The 15,661-nt window shown below is 71.0% G+C and carries 8 protein-coding genes and 1 pseudogene; 4 read left to right on the forward strand and 5 right to left on the reverse strand.

Features of this window, described 5'->3' with window-relative positions; translation table 11 throughout:
- Window positions 1–561: pseudogene (locus ACWGIG_RS26755) on the reverse strand (hypothetical protein); the annotation flags it as partial.
- 984 nt (window positions 562–1,545) lie between these two features.
- On the opposite strand from ACWGIG_RS26755, the gene ACWGIG_RS26760 reads away from it, so the two are divergent.
- Entirely contained in the window at window positions 1,546–3,927 is a 2,382-nt protein-coding gene (locus tag ACWGIG_RS26760; RefSeq protein ID WP_453324228.1) for an ATP-binding cassette domain-containing protein, read from the forward strand.
- A gap of 93 nt (window positions 3,928–4,020) precedes the next feature.
- Here ACWGIG_RS26760 and ACWGIG_RS26765 read toward each other — a convergent pair whose 3' ends face one another.
- Together ACWGIG_RS26765 and ACWGIG_RS26770 are read right to left on the reverse strand one after the other, a co-directional pair.
- Window positions 4,021–5,487: a S41 family peptidase gene (locus ACWGIG_RS26765; protein ID WP_453324229.1), complete on the reverse strand. Its 1,467-nt coding sequence runs from the start codon at window positions 5,485–5,487 to the stop codon at window positions 4,021–4,023.
- 136 nt (window positions 5,488–5,623) lie between these two features.
- Entirely contained in the window at window positions 5,624–6,109 is a 486-nt protein-coding gene (locus ACWGIG_RS26770; RefSeq protein ID WP_453324230.1) for a hypothetical protein, read from the reverse strand.
- Window positions 6,110–6,383: 274 nt separating this feature from the next.
- On the opposite strand from ACWGIG_RS26770, the gene ACWGIG_RS26775 reads away from it, so the two are divergent.
- Window positions 6,384–7,709, forward strand: coding sequence for an MFS transporter (locus tag ACWGIG_RS26775; protein WP_453324231.1), 1,326 nt, complete (start codon window positions 6,384–6,386; stop codon window positions 7,707–7,709).
- 46 nt (window positions 7,710–7,755) lie between these two features.
- Here ACWGIG_RS26775 and ACWGIG_RS26780 read toward each other — a convergent pair whose 3' ends face one another.
- Window positions 7,756–7,965 carry a hypothetical protein gene (locus tag ACWGIG_RS26780; RefSeq protein WP_453324232.1) on the reverse strand — a complete coding sequence of 70 codons (210 nt, stop codon included), beginning with the start codon at window positions 7,963–7,965 and terminating at the stop codon, window positions 7,756–7,758.
- Between the two features lie 127 nt (window positions 7,966–8,092).
- Between ACWGIG_RS26780 and ACWGIG_RS26785 the strand changes: the two genes are divergently transcribed.
- On the forward strand, window positions 8,093–11,026 hold the full coding sequence (locus ACWGIG_RS26785; protein WP_453324233.1) for an NACHT domain-containing protein: 2,934 nt from the start codon (window positions 8,093–8,095) through the stop codon (window positions 11,024–11,026).
- Between the two features lie 16 nt (window positions 11,027–11,042).
- Here the strand turns inward: ACWGIG_RS26785 and ACWGIG_RS26790 are convergent, their stop codons facing one another.
- The gene (locus ACWGIG_RS26790) at window positions 11,043–12,188 is read right to left on the reverse strand and encodes an NADAR family protein (RefSeq protein ID WP_453324234.1); all 1,146 of its coding nucleotides are present in this window, start codon (window positions 12,186–12,188) and stop codon (window positions 11,043–11,045) included.
- A 134-nt stretch (window positions 12,189–12,322) separates the two neighbouring features.
- On the opposite strand from ACWGIG_RS26790, the gene dnaE reads away from it, so the two are divergent.
- The coding region (dnaE, locus tag ACWGIG_RS26795; protein WP_453324235.1) for a DNA polymerase III subunit alpha at window positions 12,323–15,661 on the forward strand (3,339 nt) is incomplete at its 3' end.

The following is a 15,661-nucleotide window of genomic DNA, read 5'->3' on the forward strand; positions in this document are numbered from 1 at the left end:
GCCGGGCTCCGGCTCCGTTTCCGGTTCCGCTGGTGGTGATGGCTGCCCCAGGGTGCGGCGCAGGTGCAGGGCGTACGCGAGCAGGATCACTCCGGCCGCGAGGCTCAGCGGGGCTGCGACGAAGTAGCGGCGGAGGAGGAAGCCGCGGTCGAGCACGCTCAGCAGGCCTCCGCCCGCCAGCAGCAGGCCCGCCGAGGCGAGGACGGGAAGCAGGAGACGCAGCACGTGGGGCCGGGCGCCTGCGGCGAGGCGGGTGCGGAGCAGCTCGTGGCCCCAGAAGGCGAGGAGGCCGCCGGCGGCGGTGACGACCATGGGAGTGAACATGGCGTCCACGCTGATGACCAGGTAGTCGGTGGTGCCCAGACCGAGGGTGGTGGAGTTGACGCCGAAGTACGCGTAGAAGAAGGACGCCTGGTTCAGGCCGAAGTAGTAGAGAAGCGCCGTGACGAAGCTGGTCGGAGCAATGACAGCACCGAAGAGCGCGGCGAACCGGTGAATTCCGGAGTCGGGGGCGGCGGGCGGCTGGGCGGGGTCGTCGGGCGGTGCTCCCGTCGCCGTCATGGGGCGGGTGACCCCGAGGCGCCGGAGCCGGCGGTTCCCGGCGGAGGAGTGGTCGTACCGCCGACGGCACCTCCGCCGCCGACATCGCCCCCACCGCCCACGTCTCCGCCACCGTTGCCCTGGCTCGTGCCCGGCGAGGACGGGGACGGGGGAAGAGGGGTAGGGGTAGGGGTGGGCGAGGGCGAGGGCGGACAGGGAGCCTTCACTTGGACTCGAACGACATCACCCCGGTAGAAGGGAACCCGCTCGGCCACCACGCCTATGAATCCGCAGTCGGGGTAGTCCTCGCGGGGCACCGGTGTACGCACGAGCCGCACGCAGACGGTGTTGTCACCGCACTGCGGGCGGAAGTGGTCCTCCAGGAACTCCCACCGGCCCCGGCCTCCGGGATCGTCCCCCAGGGTCGACATGACGGCCAGGTTGATCTCCGGAATGTTCATCGGCGACCCCGGCACCTTCGGCCCTCCGCCGCCTCCGGGGTTGCCCCCGCTCGCGCTCCCTCCGCCGGTCGAAGCCGTCCCTCCGGACACGCCGGACCCGCCCGTACTGCTGGACCCGCCCGTGCTGCTGGACCCGCCCGTGCTGCCGGACCCGCTCGACCCACCCGTACCGCCGGTCCCACTTGACCCGCCCGTACTGCCTGACCCGCCCGAGGCGCCCCCCGTCAGCCCGCCCGTGATTCCCGGCGCCCCCGCCTCACCGCCGGAGGAGCCGGATTCGCCGCCGTTGCACGCCACCACCGCGGCACACGCGCACGCCATCACCGCGACCGGGCGCAGAACCCGCCGCCATTCCGTCCCAGCTTTCATGTCAACTCCCCCTGGAGCGCCTCTACTTGGGAGATTGGCACTTGATCCGTCCCCGGTCGAGCGACCGGACCGGTCAGGATTCGAGAAGCGCAGGGCACCCCGGCCGCACTAGCGTGACCTGCATGGACGCCGGCGGAAAACCGTGGAAGCGGGCCGCACGACAGAGGGAGACACCATGAGCAAGGCCACGAGGACACCGACCGGCCCCGGTACCGCCCGCAGCCACGACCTGATCCGCGTGCACGGCGCACGCGTGAACAACCTCAAGGACGTCAGCATCGACATCCCGAAGCGCAAGCTGACGGTGTTCACCGGCGTCTCGGGCTCGGGCAAGAGCTCGCTGGTGTTCGACACGGTCGCCGCCGAGTCGCAGCGGCTGATCAACGAGACGTACAGCGCCTTCGTGCAGGGCTTCATGCCGACGCTGGCGCGCCCCGAGGTCGACGTGCTCGAAGGGCTGACGACCGCGATCATCGTCGACCAGCAGCGGCTGGGCTCCGACCCCCGCTCCACGGTCGGCACCGCGACGGACGCCAATGCGATGCTGCGGATCCTCTTCAGCCGGCTCGGGAAGCCGCACATCGGCTCGCCCGGCGCGTTCGCCTTCAACGTCGCCTCGGTCCACGCGAGCGGTGCGATCACCGTCGAGCGCGGCAACAAGAAGACGGTGAAGGCGACCTTCAACCGCACCGGCGGCATGTGCACGCGCTGCGAGGGCCGGGGCTCGGTCTCCGACATCGACCTCACGCAGCTCTACGACGACTCCAAGTCGCTCTCCGAGGGCGCGTTCACCATCCCCGGCTGGAAGTCCGACAGCTTCTGGACCGTACGGGTCTACGCCGAGTCGGGCCTGCTCGACCCGGACAAGCCGATCGCCAAGTTCACCAAGCGGGAGATGGAGAACTTCCTCCACCACGAGCCGGTCAAGGTGAAGGTCGACGGCGTGAACCTCACCTACGAGGGGCTCATCCCCAAGATCCAGAAGTCGTTCCTGTCCAAGGACCGCGAGTCGATGCAGCCGCACATCCGGGAGTTCGTGGACCGGGCGGTCGCCTTCGCCACCTGCCCCGAGTGCGACGGCACCCGGCTGAGCGAGCTGGCCAGGTCGTCCAAGATCAAGAAGCTCAGCATCGCCGACGCCTGTGCGATGGAGATCAGGGACCTGGCCGAGTGGGTGCGCGGCCTGAAGTCGCCTTCCGTCGCCCCGCTGCTCACCGCGCTGCAGGACGCCCTCGACTCGTTCGTGGAGATCGGCCTCGGCTACCTCTCGCTCGACCGGGCGTCGGGCACCCTGTCGGGCGGCGAGGCACAGCGCGTGAAGATGGTCCGCCACCTCGGTTCCGCGCTCACCGACGTCACGTACGTCTTCGACGAGCCCACCATCGGCCTGCACCCGCACGACATCGACCGGATGAACAACCTGCTGCTCCGGCTGCGGGACAAGGGCAACACGGTCCTCGTCGTGGAGCACAAGCCGGAGACGATCCGGATCGCCGACCACGTCGTCGACCTCGGCCCGGGCGCCGGTACGGCGGGCGGCACGGTCTGCTTCGAGGGCACCGTGGAGGGGCTGCGGACCAGCGGCACCGTCACCGGCCGCCACTTCGACGACCGGTCCACACCGAAGGAGGCGGTACGGGGGCACGACGGCGTGCTGGAGATCCGCGGCGCGGACGCCAACAACCTCCAGGACGTCGACGTCGACATCCCGCTCGGGGTGCTCTGCGTGATCACGGGTGTGGCGGGCTCCGGCAAGAGCTCCCTCGTCCACGGCTCGCTCCCCAAGGGCGAGGACGTGGTCTCCATCGACCAGGGTGCGATCCGTGGCTCGCGGCGCAGCAATCCGGCGACGTACACCGGGCTGCTCGAACCGATCCGCAAGGCGTTCGCGAAGGCCAACGGGGTGAAGCCGGCCCTGTTCAGCGCCAACTCCGAGGGCGCCTGCCCGAACTGCAACGGCGCGGGCGTCATCTACACCGACCTGGGGATGATGGCCGGTGTCTCCTCCCCCTGCGAGGAGTGCGAGGGCAAGCGGTTCCAGGCCTCGGTACTCGAATACCGCTTCGGCGGCCGTGACATCAGCGAGGTGCTCGCGATGTCGGTGACGGAGGCGGCTGAGTTCTTCGCCTCCGGCGAGGCCCACCTCCCCGCCGCGCACCGCATCCTCACCCGCCTCGCCGACGTCGGACTCGGCTACCTCAGCCTCGGCCAGCCGCTCACCACACTGTCCGGCGGCGAGCGGCAGCGCCTCAAGCTGGCCACCCACATGTCCGAGAAGGGCGGCATCTACATCCTCGACGAGCCGACCACCGGCCTCCACCTCGCGGACGTCGAGCAACTCCTCGGTCTGCTCGACCGGTTGGTCGACTCGGGCAAGTCGGTCATCGTCGTCGAGCACCACCAGGCGGTCATGGCCCACGCCGACTGGATCATCGACCTCGGCCCGGGCGCGGGCCACGACGGCGGCCGGATCGTCTTCGAGGGCACCCCGTCCGACCTCGTCGCCTCCCGCTCGACCCTCACGGGCGAGCACTTGGCGGAGTACGTCGGCAGCTGAACGGGGCGCCCCTTCAAGGGGCACCCCTTCAGGGGCGCGGGAAACTGCGCGACCAGCCCCCCACGCACCCGCACGAAACTCCCCACCCCCCTGTCAGCGTGCGCGCAGCTCCCGCAACGCCCTCTTCAGAGCCGGGTCACGGAGATTCACCAAGTCCGCCTCGGCGAAGACCGGTTCGGGATGGGTGGGCGGAATCCCGGCGCCGTCGTAGGTCTTGCCGTCCCCGTCGAGGAACTTCTCGTTGGGGACGGTCAGGGTCCAGCCGTTCGGCAGGGTGCGCGGCATGGCGTCGGAGAAGACTCCCTGAGTGGGTTCGCCGATCCGGATCGGCGCGGGCGTGCGGCCGATGAGGGACTGGGCGAAGGACTCTCCGGCACTGATGGTCAGCGGACCGCCGAGTACGGCGACAGGTCCTGTGAAGCGAGGGCCCGCCGCAGGCCGGACCCGGATCGGCTGCGGAGGCGTCCAACTCTCCGCATTGTCGGGGTCGTTGCGTGCGACCTTGGTGTACGCGGTGTACGCACGGTCCGTCAGCCGACCCGCGATCTTGATGCCCAGCGCGTCGGCGCCGCCCCCGTTGAGACGGAGGTCGACGACCAGGCCGCGCATGGCCCGCACCCGCTTCTCGGTGAAGACGGCGGCCAGCGCCCGGTCCAGGATCGCGGCGTCCGCGTCGGGACCGACCGGTCCGCCCTTGCCCCCGTACCCCGCGAAGATCGTGACGCGGAGGTATCCGGTGCCGCGCCCCAGGTCCGCGTACTGGATCTGGCCGTCCGCGAACTCTTCCACCTTGGCGGGCAGTTGAGCGCGCGTCACGGCCCCCACCCGCTCCCGGTACTTCTCGTCGCCGAAGAAGGTGCCGGGACGGACATTGAGGGTGTGCTTGCCCTCGGGGGTGCGGAGCTGGGTGTGCATGTCGTGCAGCGGCTCGATCATCGCGCTCAGGATCTCGAAGAGCCGCTCGTCGCTCGTGTCGGAGTTCACCTGGGGGCGGTACTTGGCCCGCATCGCGTCCCAGTCGACGCCCTTGGCGCGGAAGAAGGGATAGTTCTCGCGGAGGGTCGACCAGAACACGTCGAAGGTGTGCACCTTGTCGACGGCCGAGGCCGGCGCACAGTCGGCGGGCAGTGCGGCGACCCGCTCCAGGCGCCACTCCCCCACCGAACCGGCAGGCGCGAGACGGGCCTTGTCGGCTCCCGCCGTACGGAGCGTCAGCCAGCGCACTCCGTCCCCGTCACGGAACGGCACGCCGTCCTTTCCGGGAGCACCCTTCCCCGCACTCAGCCGCAGCTTCCCCGGCAGGCACCCCGCGGCGGAGAACTCATAGCTCTGCAACTTCCCCTGACTTACCGTCAGGTACTGCCGATAGCCGTCACTCCGCCAGACCCCGTCGAGCGCCGCACCCGCACCCGCAGCACCACCGGCCGCCGGCCGCGCGTCCTGCGCCGCGGCACCCGGTGGCACGACCACCAGCGCCGCCGCGGCTGCCGCGGTCGCCACGGCGACCGCACCCCACTTGGTGGCCGTACGTGCTCCCGGTCGCCCCGTGTTCCCGAACATTCGCCGCACCCCGTCCATGCATACTTCCCGGAACTCTCGTCCCGACCACCCTCCCGCGCCACGACCAACCCCCACCAGCCGATCACCCCCACCCCTGGGCGGGGGCTTCCCCCACCCTCAACCCTGGTGCCACCCGTCACCTCGGGCCTCCGGCACTCTCACCCGCAGTCGGCACGGTCGGCGTGGCGGACACGGTGGGCACGGTCGGCGGGCCGGACACGGTGGGCACCGTCGGCGGGCCGGACACAGCGGAGCAGGCGGCGACGAAGCGGTCGATGTTTCCCTCGCCCAGCGTCGCCTCATGGCCACGCAGCCGCCAACGACCCTTGCATTCCGTCTCGGTGGGGCCCGCCAGCCCAGGCTCGACGCCTGCCTCGATCTTCGCTCCGCGGAGCTGCTCGCCCTCCGAGCGCCCCTTGCTCTCGGCCCTGAGCTGCAGCACGTCGACCCGGTCGGGGTTGCCCAGCTCGGACCTCCCCGTCGGCTCCCGGGTGCCGTCGTACCCCGAGGTGTCCACCGCGCACCCCACCAGCACACACACCATCAGCACCCACACCGCCGGCGCCCACACCCCCACCGGCAGGGCCGCACCGGCCCGCCGCTTCTTCCCCCGTGTCCCCATGGAGGGGAAGGTAGCAGGGGTGCACCGCTCGTCCCCACGGGTTCCCTCCCTCTTCCACTAATCTTCAACAGAGCCCGAACGGAGAGGAGTTGGCGTGCCAGGTCCCGGTTGCACGCGCACGCGTTGACGTCGTAGGTCGCGATCGACCCGTCATCGCGTGCTGCCTTCGAGTTGCGGCACAGCGAGCCTTTCCACGCGCCCCTGTTCCGTCTGCGCACCTGACCGTGCGACGGGCCGACGGGCGGCGCCGCTCTGCGCAACTCCGGGGAGTCCCGTGCCGCCCGTACCTCACCCTCCTTCCGCACCGCCCGCCCCGTGGTGGCGGGACGCCGACTTCCGCAGGCTCTGGCTCGGCCAGACCTTTTCCCAGCTCGGGGCGCATGCCAGCCAGGTGACTCTGCCGCTCGTGGCCGTGGTCGCGCTCGCTGCCGACGCCGGCCGGCTCGGCGTCCTGCGCGCGGTGGAACAGGCGCCGATCCTGCTGTTCTCGCTGTTCGCCGGGGCGTGGGTGGACCGTCGGCGGACCCGTGACGTGATGGTGTGGGCGGACTTCGGCCGCGCCCTCGCGCTGGCGTCGATTCCCGTCGCGTACGTGCTCGGCGGGCTCGGCCTCCCGCTGCTGCTGGTGGTCGCGTTCCTCGTCGGGGTGCTGTCCGTGTTCTTCGACGTGGCCTGCCAGGCCTCTCTCGTACGGCTGGTGGCACGCGGTGAGCTGGTGCGGTGCAACAGCGCGCTGGAAGGCAGCAGGTCCGCCGCGCAGACCGGTGGGCCGGCGCTCGGGGGTGTGCTGGTCTCGCTGCTGTCGGCGCCGGTGGCCAATGGAGTGGGGGCAGTGTTCTTCGCAGCGTCGTTCCTGTCGGTCCGACGCGTTCGCCGACGCGAGGAGATCGAGCAGACAGAGAAGACCAGCAAGGCCGGGGAGCCAGGGACACAGACGTCCGCCCGGAAGGAGCGCACCTCACCACGCCTCTGGCCACGCATACGCGAAGGACTGCACCTCGTCCGCGCGGACGCCCTGTTGAGGTCCGTAGGGGTGGCGTCTGCGCTCTACCAGTTCTCCTTCGCAGCCCTGATGACCGTCCTGCTGCTCTTCCTGCCGCGCGAACTGCACCTGTCCGGCACGGCCGTCGGCCTGGTGCTGGCAGCGGTCGGGCCGGGGGCCGTGCTCGGCTCACTGCTGGCCGCGAAGCTGCCCGGGCGGTGGGGGTACGGTCGGGTGATGGTGGGGGCGGCGCTGCTGGGCGACGGGGTGATGCTGTGCGTGCCCGCACTGCACGGTGCCGCCTGGACGACGGTCCTCGCCCTCATGGCGGTCAACTTCCTCTTCGGCATGGGCAGTCAGACGGTCAACGTCACCGCCATGGCCGTACGGCAGGCCCGCACACCGGTCCGGCTGCATGGCCGGGTCGTGGCGACGATCAACGTCGCCGGGATGGGGCTGACCCCGCTGGGCTCACTGCTCGGCGGCCAACTGGCGGAGTGCTGGGGACCGCGCACCGGCCTGCTGGTGACCGCGTCCGCACTCGCCCTCTCCCCGTTGTTCATGGCCCTGTCCCCCTTGCGCCGCCTGGGAAGGAGCCTCCCTGCCGCACGGCGCTGACAAATCACCACTGACAGATCACCACCGGCAGATCACCACCGGCAGATCACCCCGAGACGCCGAACAGCAGCGCCACCAGCGCGAGAAGCACCGCGAGCGCGCTCCCGAAGGCGACGCCACCACGGGAGAGGACCCCGGGCCAGGAGACGCCGTCCCAGCGCGCGAGAAGGGCGGCGACCACGCCCGTCAGCGCGGCCAGGAGGAGAGCGGCGAGCAGGGCGAGGGCCAGCACGAGGTAGTGCGAGGTGTGGGACATCAGGGAACTCCGTCGTCTCCGTCGGGTGGGTGTGTACGGAGACGAAGGTGGCCGAAGTCGCATACGGCGGCGTTCGGTTGAACCAGAATGAACGGGAACGAACGCGGTCCGCGAGGAGGAACGGCAGTTGACGACCGGTCAGGGTGAACACGCCGAGCAGAGCGCTGCGTTGGCGGAGCTGAAGGAGCGGTTGCGCACCCTGTGCACGCAACGCCACCTCACGATGGCCACGCTCCCCCGGCTGGCCGGACGGGGACGGACCACGGTCAGCCAGGCCCTGAACGGCACCACCGTCCCCAGCGAGTCGACGGTGGTGGCGCTCGCGGCTGCCCTGCGCGTGGAGGCGCTCCCGCTGCTGCGCCTGCGGGCGCGCGCCCTCCCGGCACCGGAGCCGAAATCGGTGCGGTCCACTGGGGCCGTCGTACAGCAGCGGGGGGAATCACCGGACCCCGAGGCCGAGTTCGAGGACTGCTACCGGCAGTACGTGGTGCACCGGTACGGCGAGTTGTCGGTGATCGGCCTGGATCTGTCCCGGCCGGAACGCTCCTGCTGGCCGCTGGACGCGGCCTACCTCAGCCTGGAGTTCGCCTCTCGGGCCTACGGAAGCGGCGGCCTCGACACCCACGCCGACGACAGCATGGCACTGCGGGTGGAGCGCGCCGAACAGGCCCTGGCAGGACGCCGCCGGACCCTGGTACGGGGGCTGGCCGGCGGCGGCAAGACCACGCTGCTGCAATGGCTCGCGGTGTCCACGGCGCGGCGCGAGCTGCCGCCCGAGTTGGCTCACCTCACGGACTGCGTGCCGTTCATGCTGCAGTTGCGGACCCTGGCACGTCGTCATGAACTTCCCTACCCGCAGGACTACTTGACCGCCGTGGGCTATCCCCGTGCGAACTGCCAGCCGGAGGGCTGGGCGGACCGGGTCATGCACGAGGGCCGTGCGCTGCTCCTCGTCGACGGCCTCGACGAAGTGCCGCAGCTGATGCGCGCGCAGACCCAGCAGTGGCTACGGAACCTGCTCGCGGCGTATCCGCAGGTCGCCTGCGTGGTCACCACCCGACCCTGGGCGGTCCGCGAGGGCTGGCTCGCGGGCTGCGACTTCACCGAACTGACCGTACGTCCGATGAGCACCCGGGACGTGGCGGTGTTCGTCACCCGCTGGCACCAGGCCGCCGGGCGGACCGCCACCGAGCACGAGCAGGCCGCTCTGGCCGCCCTGGAAGAACAGCTCAAGGACACCGTCCGCTCCCAGCGCGGCCTCGCCCTCCTCTCCAACACGCCGTTGCTGTGCGCCCTGGTCTGCGCACTGCACCGGGACCGGCGCGGCCATCTGCCGCACAGCCGGATGGAGTTGTACGAGGCGGCCCTGTCCATGCTGCTGCACCGCCGCGACCTCGAACGCGACATCGGGGCACCCGAGGGCCTCGTCCTCACCGAGCACCAGAGCATCCGGCTCCTCCAGCGGCTCGCCTACTGGCTCTTCCGCAACGACCGGGCCGAACTCGACCACGACACCGCCCTCGGCCTCGTCGCGGACGCGCTGCCCACCATGCCTCAGATCCAGCAGCAGGCCGACGCGAAAACGGTCCTCACCCATCTGCTCGCCCGCTCCGGACTACTGCGGCAACCGACCTGCGACACCATCGACTTCGTCCATCGCACCTTCCAGGACTATCTGGGCGCCCGGGCCGCCCTCGAAGCCCGCGACATCCCCCTCCTGGTCCGCAACGCGCACGAGACCCAGCGGGAGGACGTCCTGCGCATGGCGGTCGCACACGGCCGCCCCGACGAACGGGCCGCACTGCTGGAGCAGTTGATCACCAGGGGGGACGACTCCCCCCAGCACCGCACCCATCTGCATCTGCTGGCCACGGCCTGCCTGGAGCACGCGACCGAACTCGACCCCGTCGTCCGGGAGGAGGTCCAGCGGCGCGCGGCGGTTCTGCTGCCGCCCCGCCACTTCGACGAGGCCAAGGAGCTGGCGCGGGTGGGGCCGGTGATCCTCGACCTGCTTCCCGGCCCGGAGGGGCTGCTGGACGACGAGGCCGAAGCCGTCGTCCGCACCGCCGCCCTCGTCGGAGGCGATGCCGCCCTGACCGTACTGAAGAGGTTCCGGACCAGCACCAGTCGGCCCGTCCAAGGGGCCTTGAGCCTGTGGGACAACTTCGACCCCCTGGAGTACGCCCACGAGATCTTCGGCCACATGCCGGACCTTCCTCAGATACGGGTGGCCACAGCCGAACAACTGGCTGCGCTCCGGGCGTTGCGCCGTCGGCTGGACAGCGTGAGTTACAGCGGCTCGTTCACGGAACGTGAGATCGCCGACTCCGTGCCGCCGGAGCGTCTTCGGCGGCTTCAGGTCCTGGACAACCCGGCACTTCGGGAGCTGGACCCCCTGCGCTCCTGTACGGCGCTGGAATCGATCAGCATTTACCGCTGTCCGAATGTCAGGACCCTGAATCCGCTCGTCAGCGATGCCCTCACTGCCATCAGCCTCGACGACCGGGGAACGGGACTGATCGACGATCTCCCTCTCTTCACGGGACTGCGCACATTGACCGTCGACACCGACCGTCCGTACGAAGACCTCCGTGCCCTGCCCGTCGCGGCGGACCTGACCTACCTCTCCCTGGGGCAGGCCCTCAGCCTGAGCCTCAACTCCCTCGCAGGAATATCCCGTTGGCCACGGATCGCCAGCGTCATGCTGTGGAACCGGGTGGAGGACTGTTCGGAACTGGGGGAGCTGTCGCACCTCAGCAGCCTCTCGCTGCTGTCCGAGACCTGCCTGCCCCCGGTCGTCCGGCCGGGGCCCCTCACACTCGTCCGGAAACTGTGGCTGACCGTCCGGCTGGCAGACGTAGACCTCGCCCTGATCCCGGAAACATTCCCCGAGCTGGAGGAGCTGACCGTCAACTGCCTCCGCGAGCACCAGTGGATCGACCTCGTCCCGCTCCTCGGCATGCCGGCCCTGACCCGTATCCGGCTCCTCAACGCAGCCGAGGTCACCGGCGCGGACCGGTTCCCACCCGGCACCGTCGTCCGGACTCCTCGCCCCCGCTGACCTCAGCGGTACGAGATCACTCCGCGAACACCCGCCCCGCCACCAGCTCCGACCTGATCAGCTCCAGCAGCCGCCCCATCCAGTTGCGCCCGCTCTCCGGAGCGTCTCTCCAGTACGGAGAGTCCGAGCGGCCGGTGTAACTGATCCTGCTGTCGCCGGTGGCGAGGAGGTACGCGGCGAGAGCGGGGTGCTGGTCGAACTTCGCACGCAGCAGGCCGCTCATGACGGCGAGCCGCAGGTCCGCCCAGTCCGCCCGCCGCTGTGCCCGGCCGCCCCGCTCGTGCGCCTCGTCGGCGCTCGGCGCGTCCCGGATCCCGTCGTGCTCGGCGGGATCGGCCGCCGACAGCGCCCAGTAGCCGTGGAGCACGGAGGGATACGTCTCCCCCGCGAAGACCACCTGCGCCGCGTACTCATTGCGCAGTACGAACGGGCCGGTGGTCTCGGGCCACCCCCGCGAATAGGCGACCTCGCGCAGGGTGAGCGCCGCGCGGCCGGTCCCGGTGGGATCGTCGGCGTGCTGTACGGCGCGCTGCTCCCACTGCGCCTCGGCGCCCTGCTCCCCGCGGCGGAAGTACTCCAGGACCTCCTGGTGCATCGCGGCCGTCACCACGGGACCGTCCCCGTCGACGGCCGTCCCGATGTCGGTGAACAGGATCCGCAGCGGCCGGTCCTGGCGGTCCATGTCGCCGATGCAGTAGATGCGTTGGTGCGGCGGCACCGCGAGGTAGGCGGCGCGGAGGAGGGAGCGGTGGTGTGCGTCCGGTTCCCGCTGGAAGCGTTGAACGGCGTCCCGGAGCCGCTCCCCGCTGGTGGGCCTGCCGTTCAACTCCTCTACCCTGTCGGCGACTTCGAGGAGGAACCCCTCGGGAGTCAGCGGCTCGCCGTTCCGGGAGAGCCATTTCGACGGCTCGTCGGGCAGTTCTGGCCTGCCGGGCAGTTCTGGCCTGCCGGGATCCCTCGCCGCGATCCAGCCCGACTCCAGCAGCTCCGCCAGGCCCTGCAGATCGGTCCAGTCGTCACAGCTGACCGCCCCGTCGGCGAAGACGATCAGATCGTCGAGGTAGTACCGGTCGTCCCATTGACTCTGCCGCCAGACGTGGCACCAGGCCCCGTCGATCTTCTCTCCGCCCACTGTCCGATACGTCGGTCCCCGCCATGTCATGGGTGCACGCTACGGCAGCCGGGGGCCGCCCGGATCGCCAATCGAACGAACGTACGAATATTGGGTTAGAGTGATGACGAGGTCTAGACGAGACGGACTACGCAGAGGGGGGTTATGGGAACCAGGAGGTGTGTATGTCGTTTACGCATCTCCGTGCAGCGAGTGGCTACTCGCTGCGCTACGGGGCCAGCCACCCGCACGCACTGGCGGAGCGGGCCGCCGAGCGGGGTCTCGATGCCCTGGCGCTGACCGACCGGGACTCGCTCGCGGGCTCGGTGCGCTTCGCCAAGGCATGCGCGCGGGCCGGGGTCCGGCCGCTGTTCGGTGTCGACCTGGCGGTACCTGGCGTACCCGCGCCCGGGGCGGCATCCGCAGGCACGTCCGCCCTGCCCCCGTCCGGGACCGCGCCGACGGGCCGGCAGCGGACCCCTGCCAGAGGCGGTGCATTCGTGACGGAGGCACCGCTGCGCGCGGTGTTCCTGGCCCGCAATCCGGACGGCTGGGCCGAGCTGTGCCGGCTCGTGTCGAAGGGATCGGACCAGGGGGTCACCTGGGACGACCTGGACTGCCCGGACGACGACGTGTTCGTGCTCCTCGGGGCTGATTCCGAGGTGGGACAGGCCCTGGTGTCGGGACGCCCCGACCGGGCCGCGGCACTGCTCGGTCCGTGGCGCGAGCGGTTCGGCCGGTCACTGCGCCTTGAGGTGTCCTGCCACGGGCGGCCCGGCACCGGCCCCGGATCGCTGCGTCTCGCCGCACGACTGGCGGGATTCGCCGCCGAGCAGCAGGTGACGGCAGTGGTGACCAATGCCGTGCGCTACGCCGACCCGCAGCAGGGCGAGGTCGCCGACATTCTCGACTCCGCCCGACTGCTGGTGCCCATCGACACCCGGGACGCGTCCCGCCTGGACAGCGGACAGCGCTGGCTGAAGGACGCGGGCGAGATGGAGCGGATCGCCGGGCGGATCGCCGAGGCGGTGGGCGGACGGGGCGCGGAGGCACGGCGGCTGCTCGCGGCGACCGAGGAGACGGCGGCGGCCTGCGCGGTCGATCCGGGCGAGGCGTTCGGCCTGGGGCGGATGAATCTTCCCGAGCCCGAACTGGTGGGCGCGCGCGCCGAGTTGGCCGACCGAGTCCTCGCCGACCGGTGCGCGGCGGGCATGCTGGGCCGCGGCTACCACCGGGAGGGCCGGCGGTGGGACAGGCTTGAGGACGAGCTGAGGATCATCGCCGGGCACGGCTTCGCCGGGTACTTCCTGACCGTCGCCGAGGTGGCGGCGCAGGCCCAGCGGCTCGGCATCCGGGTCGCGGCCCGCGGCTCGGGCGTGGGCTCGCTGGTCACGCACCTGCTGGGGATCAGCCCGGTCGACCCGGTGGCGCACGGCCTGCTCATGGAGCGGTTCCTGTCCGCGCGGCGCTCGGCGCTGCCCGACATCGACCTGGACGTGGAGTCGGCGCGGCGTCTGGAGGTGTACCAGGCGGTACGGGAGCGGTTCGGCGCCGACCGGGTGGCGACGCTCGCGGTCTACAAGACGTACCGGGCGCGCGGGGCGATCGAGGACGTGGCGCGGGCCCGGGGCACGGCCCCCGACGAGGCTGCCCGCCTCGCCAAGGCGTTTCCGCACATCCGGGCGAAGGACGTACGGGCGGCCCTCGCCGAGCTGCCGGAGCTGCGCGAGGTCGCGGCGCAGGACCACGGCCGGCTGTGGGAACTGGTGGAGGCACTGGACGGGCTGCCGCACGAGGCGGCGATGCACCCCTGCGGTCTCCTCGTCTCCAACGCCGGGCTGCTGCGGCGCACCCCGGTGGCGCCGACCACCGTCGAGAACATCGCCATGTCCCAGTTCGACAAGGAGGACATCGAGGACACCGGACATCCGAAGATCGACGTCATCGGCGTACGCATGCAGTCGGCACTCGCGCACGCGACCGCCGAGATCGAACGCGTCACCGGCGAGCCCCTCGACCTGGACGACCCCGCCCAGGTGCCGCCGGACGACTCCGCCACGTACGACCTGATCACGTCCGGGGACACCCTGGGCACCTTCCAGCTGGAGAGTCCGGGCCAGCGCGAGCTGGTGCAGAACCTGAGGCCGCGGTCGTTCGGCGATCTGGCCCTCGACATCAGTCTGTTCCGGCCGGGGCCGGTGGCCGCCAACATGGTGGCTCCGTTGATCGAGGCCCGCGACAACCGGAAGCGGACCCGTTACCCGCACCCGGATCTGAAGCCGATCCTTCAGGAGACCGAGGGGCAGGTGGTCTTCCACGAGCAGGTCATCTCGATCATGGCGACGATGACCGGCTGCGACCGGGGCATGGCGGACGAGGCGCGCCGCGCCCTGTCCTCCCCCGAGCGGCAGGGCCGGGTCCGGGCCTGGTTCGCCGACCAGGCCCGCAGGCGCGGCTACCCGGTACAGGCCGTGCGGGACGTGTGGGACATCCTGGAAGGCTTCGGCAGCTTCGGCTTCGCCAAGGCGCACGCCGCCGCCTTCGCGCAGCCCGCCTACCAGTCGAGCTGGCTCAAGGCTCATCGGATGGCGGCCCTGCTGGCGGGGCTGCTCACGCACGATCCGGGGATGTACCACAAGCGGGTCCTGGCCGCGGACGCCCGGCGTCACGGGGTGCCCCTGCTGCTGCCCGACATCAACCACTCCCAGGCCGCACACATAATCGAACTGGTGTCTGGTAAGTGGGGGGTGCGGATCGGCCTGTCGCAGGTACGCGGCATCACCGAGGCCGAGAGCGGGCGCATCACCGCCGGACAGCCCTACGCCTCGCTGGAGGACTTCTGGCAGCGCGCCCGCCCCAGCCGCCCGCTGGCCGAACGTCTTGCGCGGGTCGGAGCGCTGGACACCTTCGGGGTCCGCCGCGAACTCCTGCTGAAGATCGCCGAGTTGCACCGCTCCGGTCGCGGCCGGAGCTCTTCCACGGGCCAACTGCTCATGGGGGACGTGGAGATCGGCGAGGCCGATGCCAAGGCCGATGCCGATGCCGATGCCGACAGCGACGCCAGGACCGAAGCCGGTGTCGAGCCGGACGGCACCAGCACGGTCACGGGGCTCCCCGCCATGAGCCGCTCCGAGCAGCTCGCCGCCGAACTGGACGTGCTCGGCATGGACGTCTCGCAGCACCTCCTTGACGAGCACCGGTCCCTGCTGGCCGACATCGGGGCGACGCCCGCCGCCGACCTTTCCCGGCTGCGGCACGGCTCCACCGTGCTGGTCGCCGGCATCAAGGTCGCCACCCAGACACCGCCGATCCGCTCCGGCAAGCGCGTCATCTTCGCCACCCTCGACGACCCCACCGGCCTGTCCGACCTGGCGTTCTTCGAGGACAGCCATGCGCGCTGCGCCCATACGGTCTTCCACAGCAGCCTGCTGCTGGTGCGCGGGACGCTGAGCCGCCGCCCGCCGCGCGCCTTCAGCATCACCGGCACGGCCGCCTGGGACCTGGCCGAGCTGATCGGCCTGTAC

This window comes from Streptomyces sp. NPDC054863, assembly GCF_053610825.1.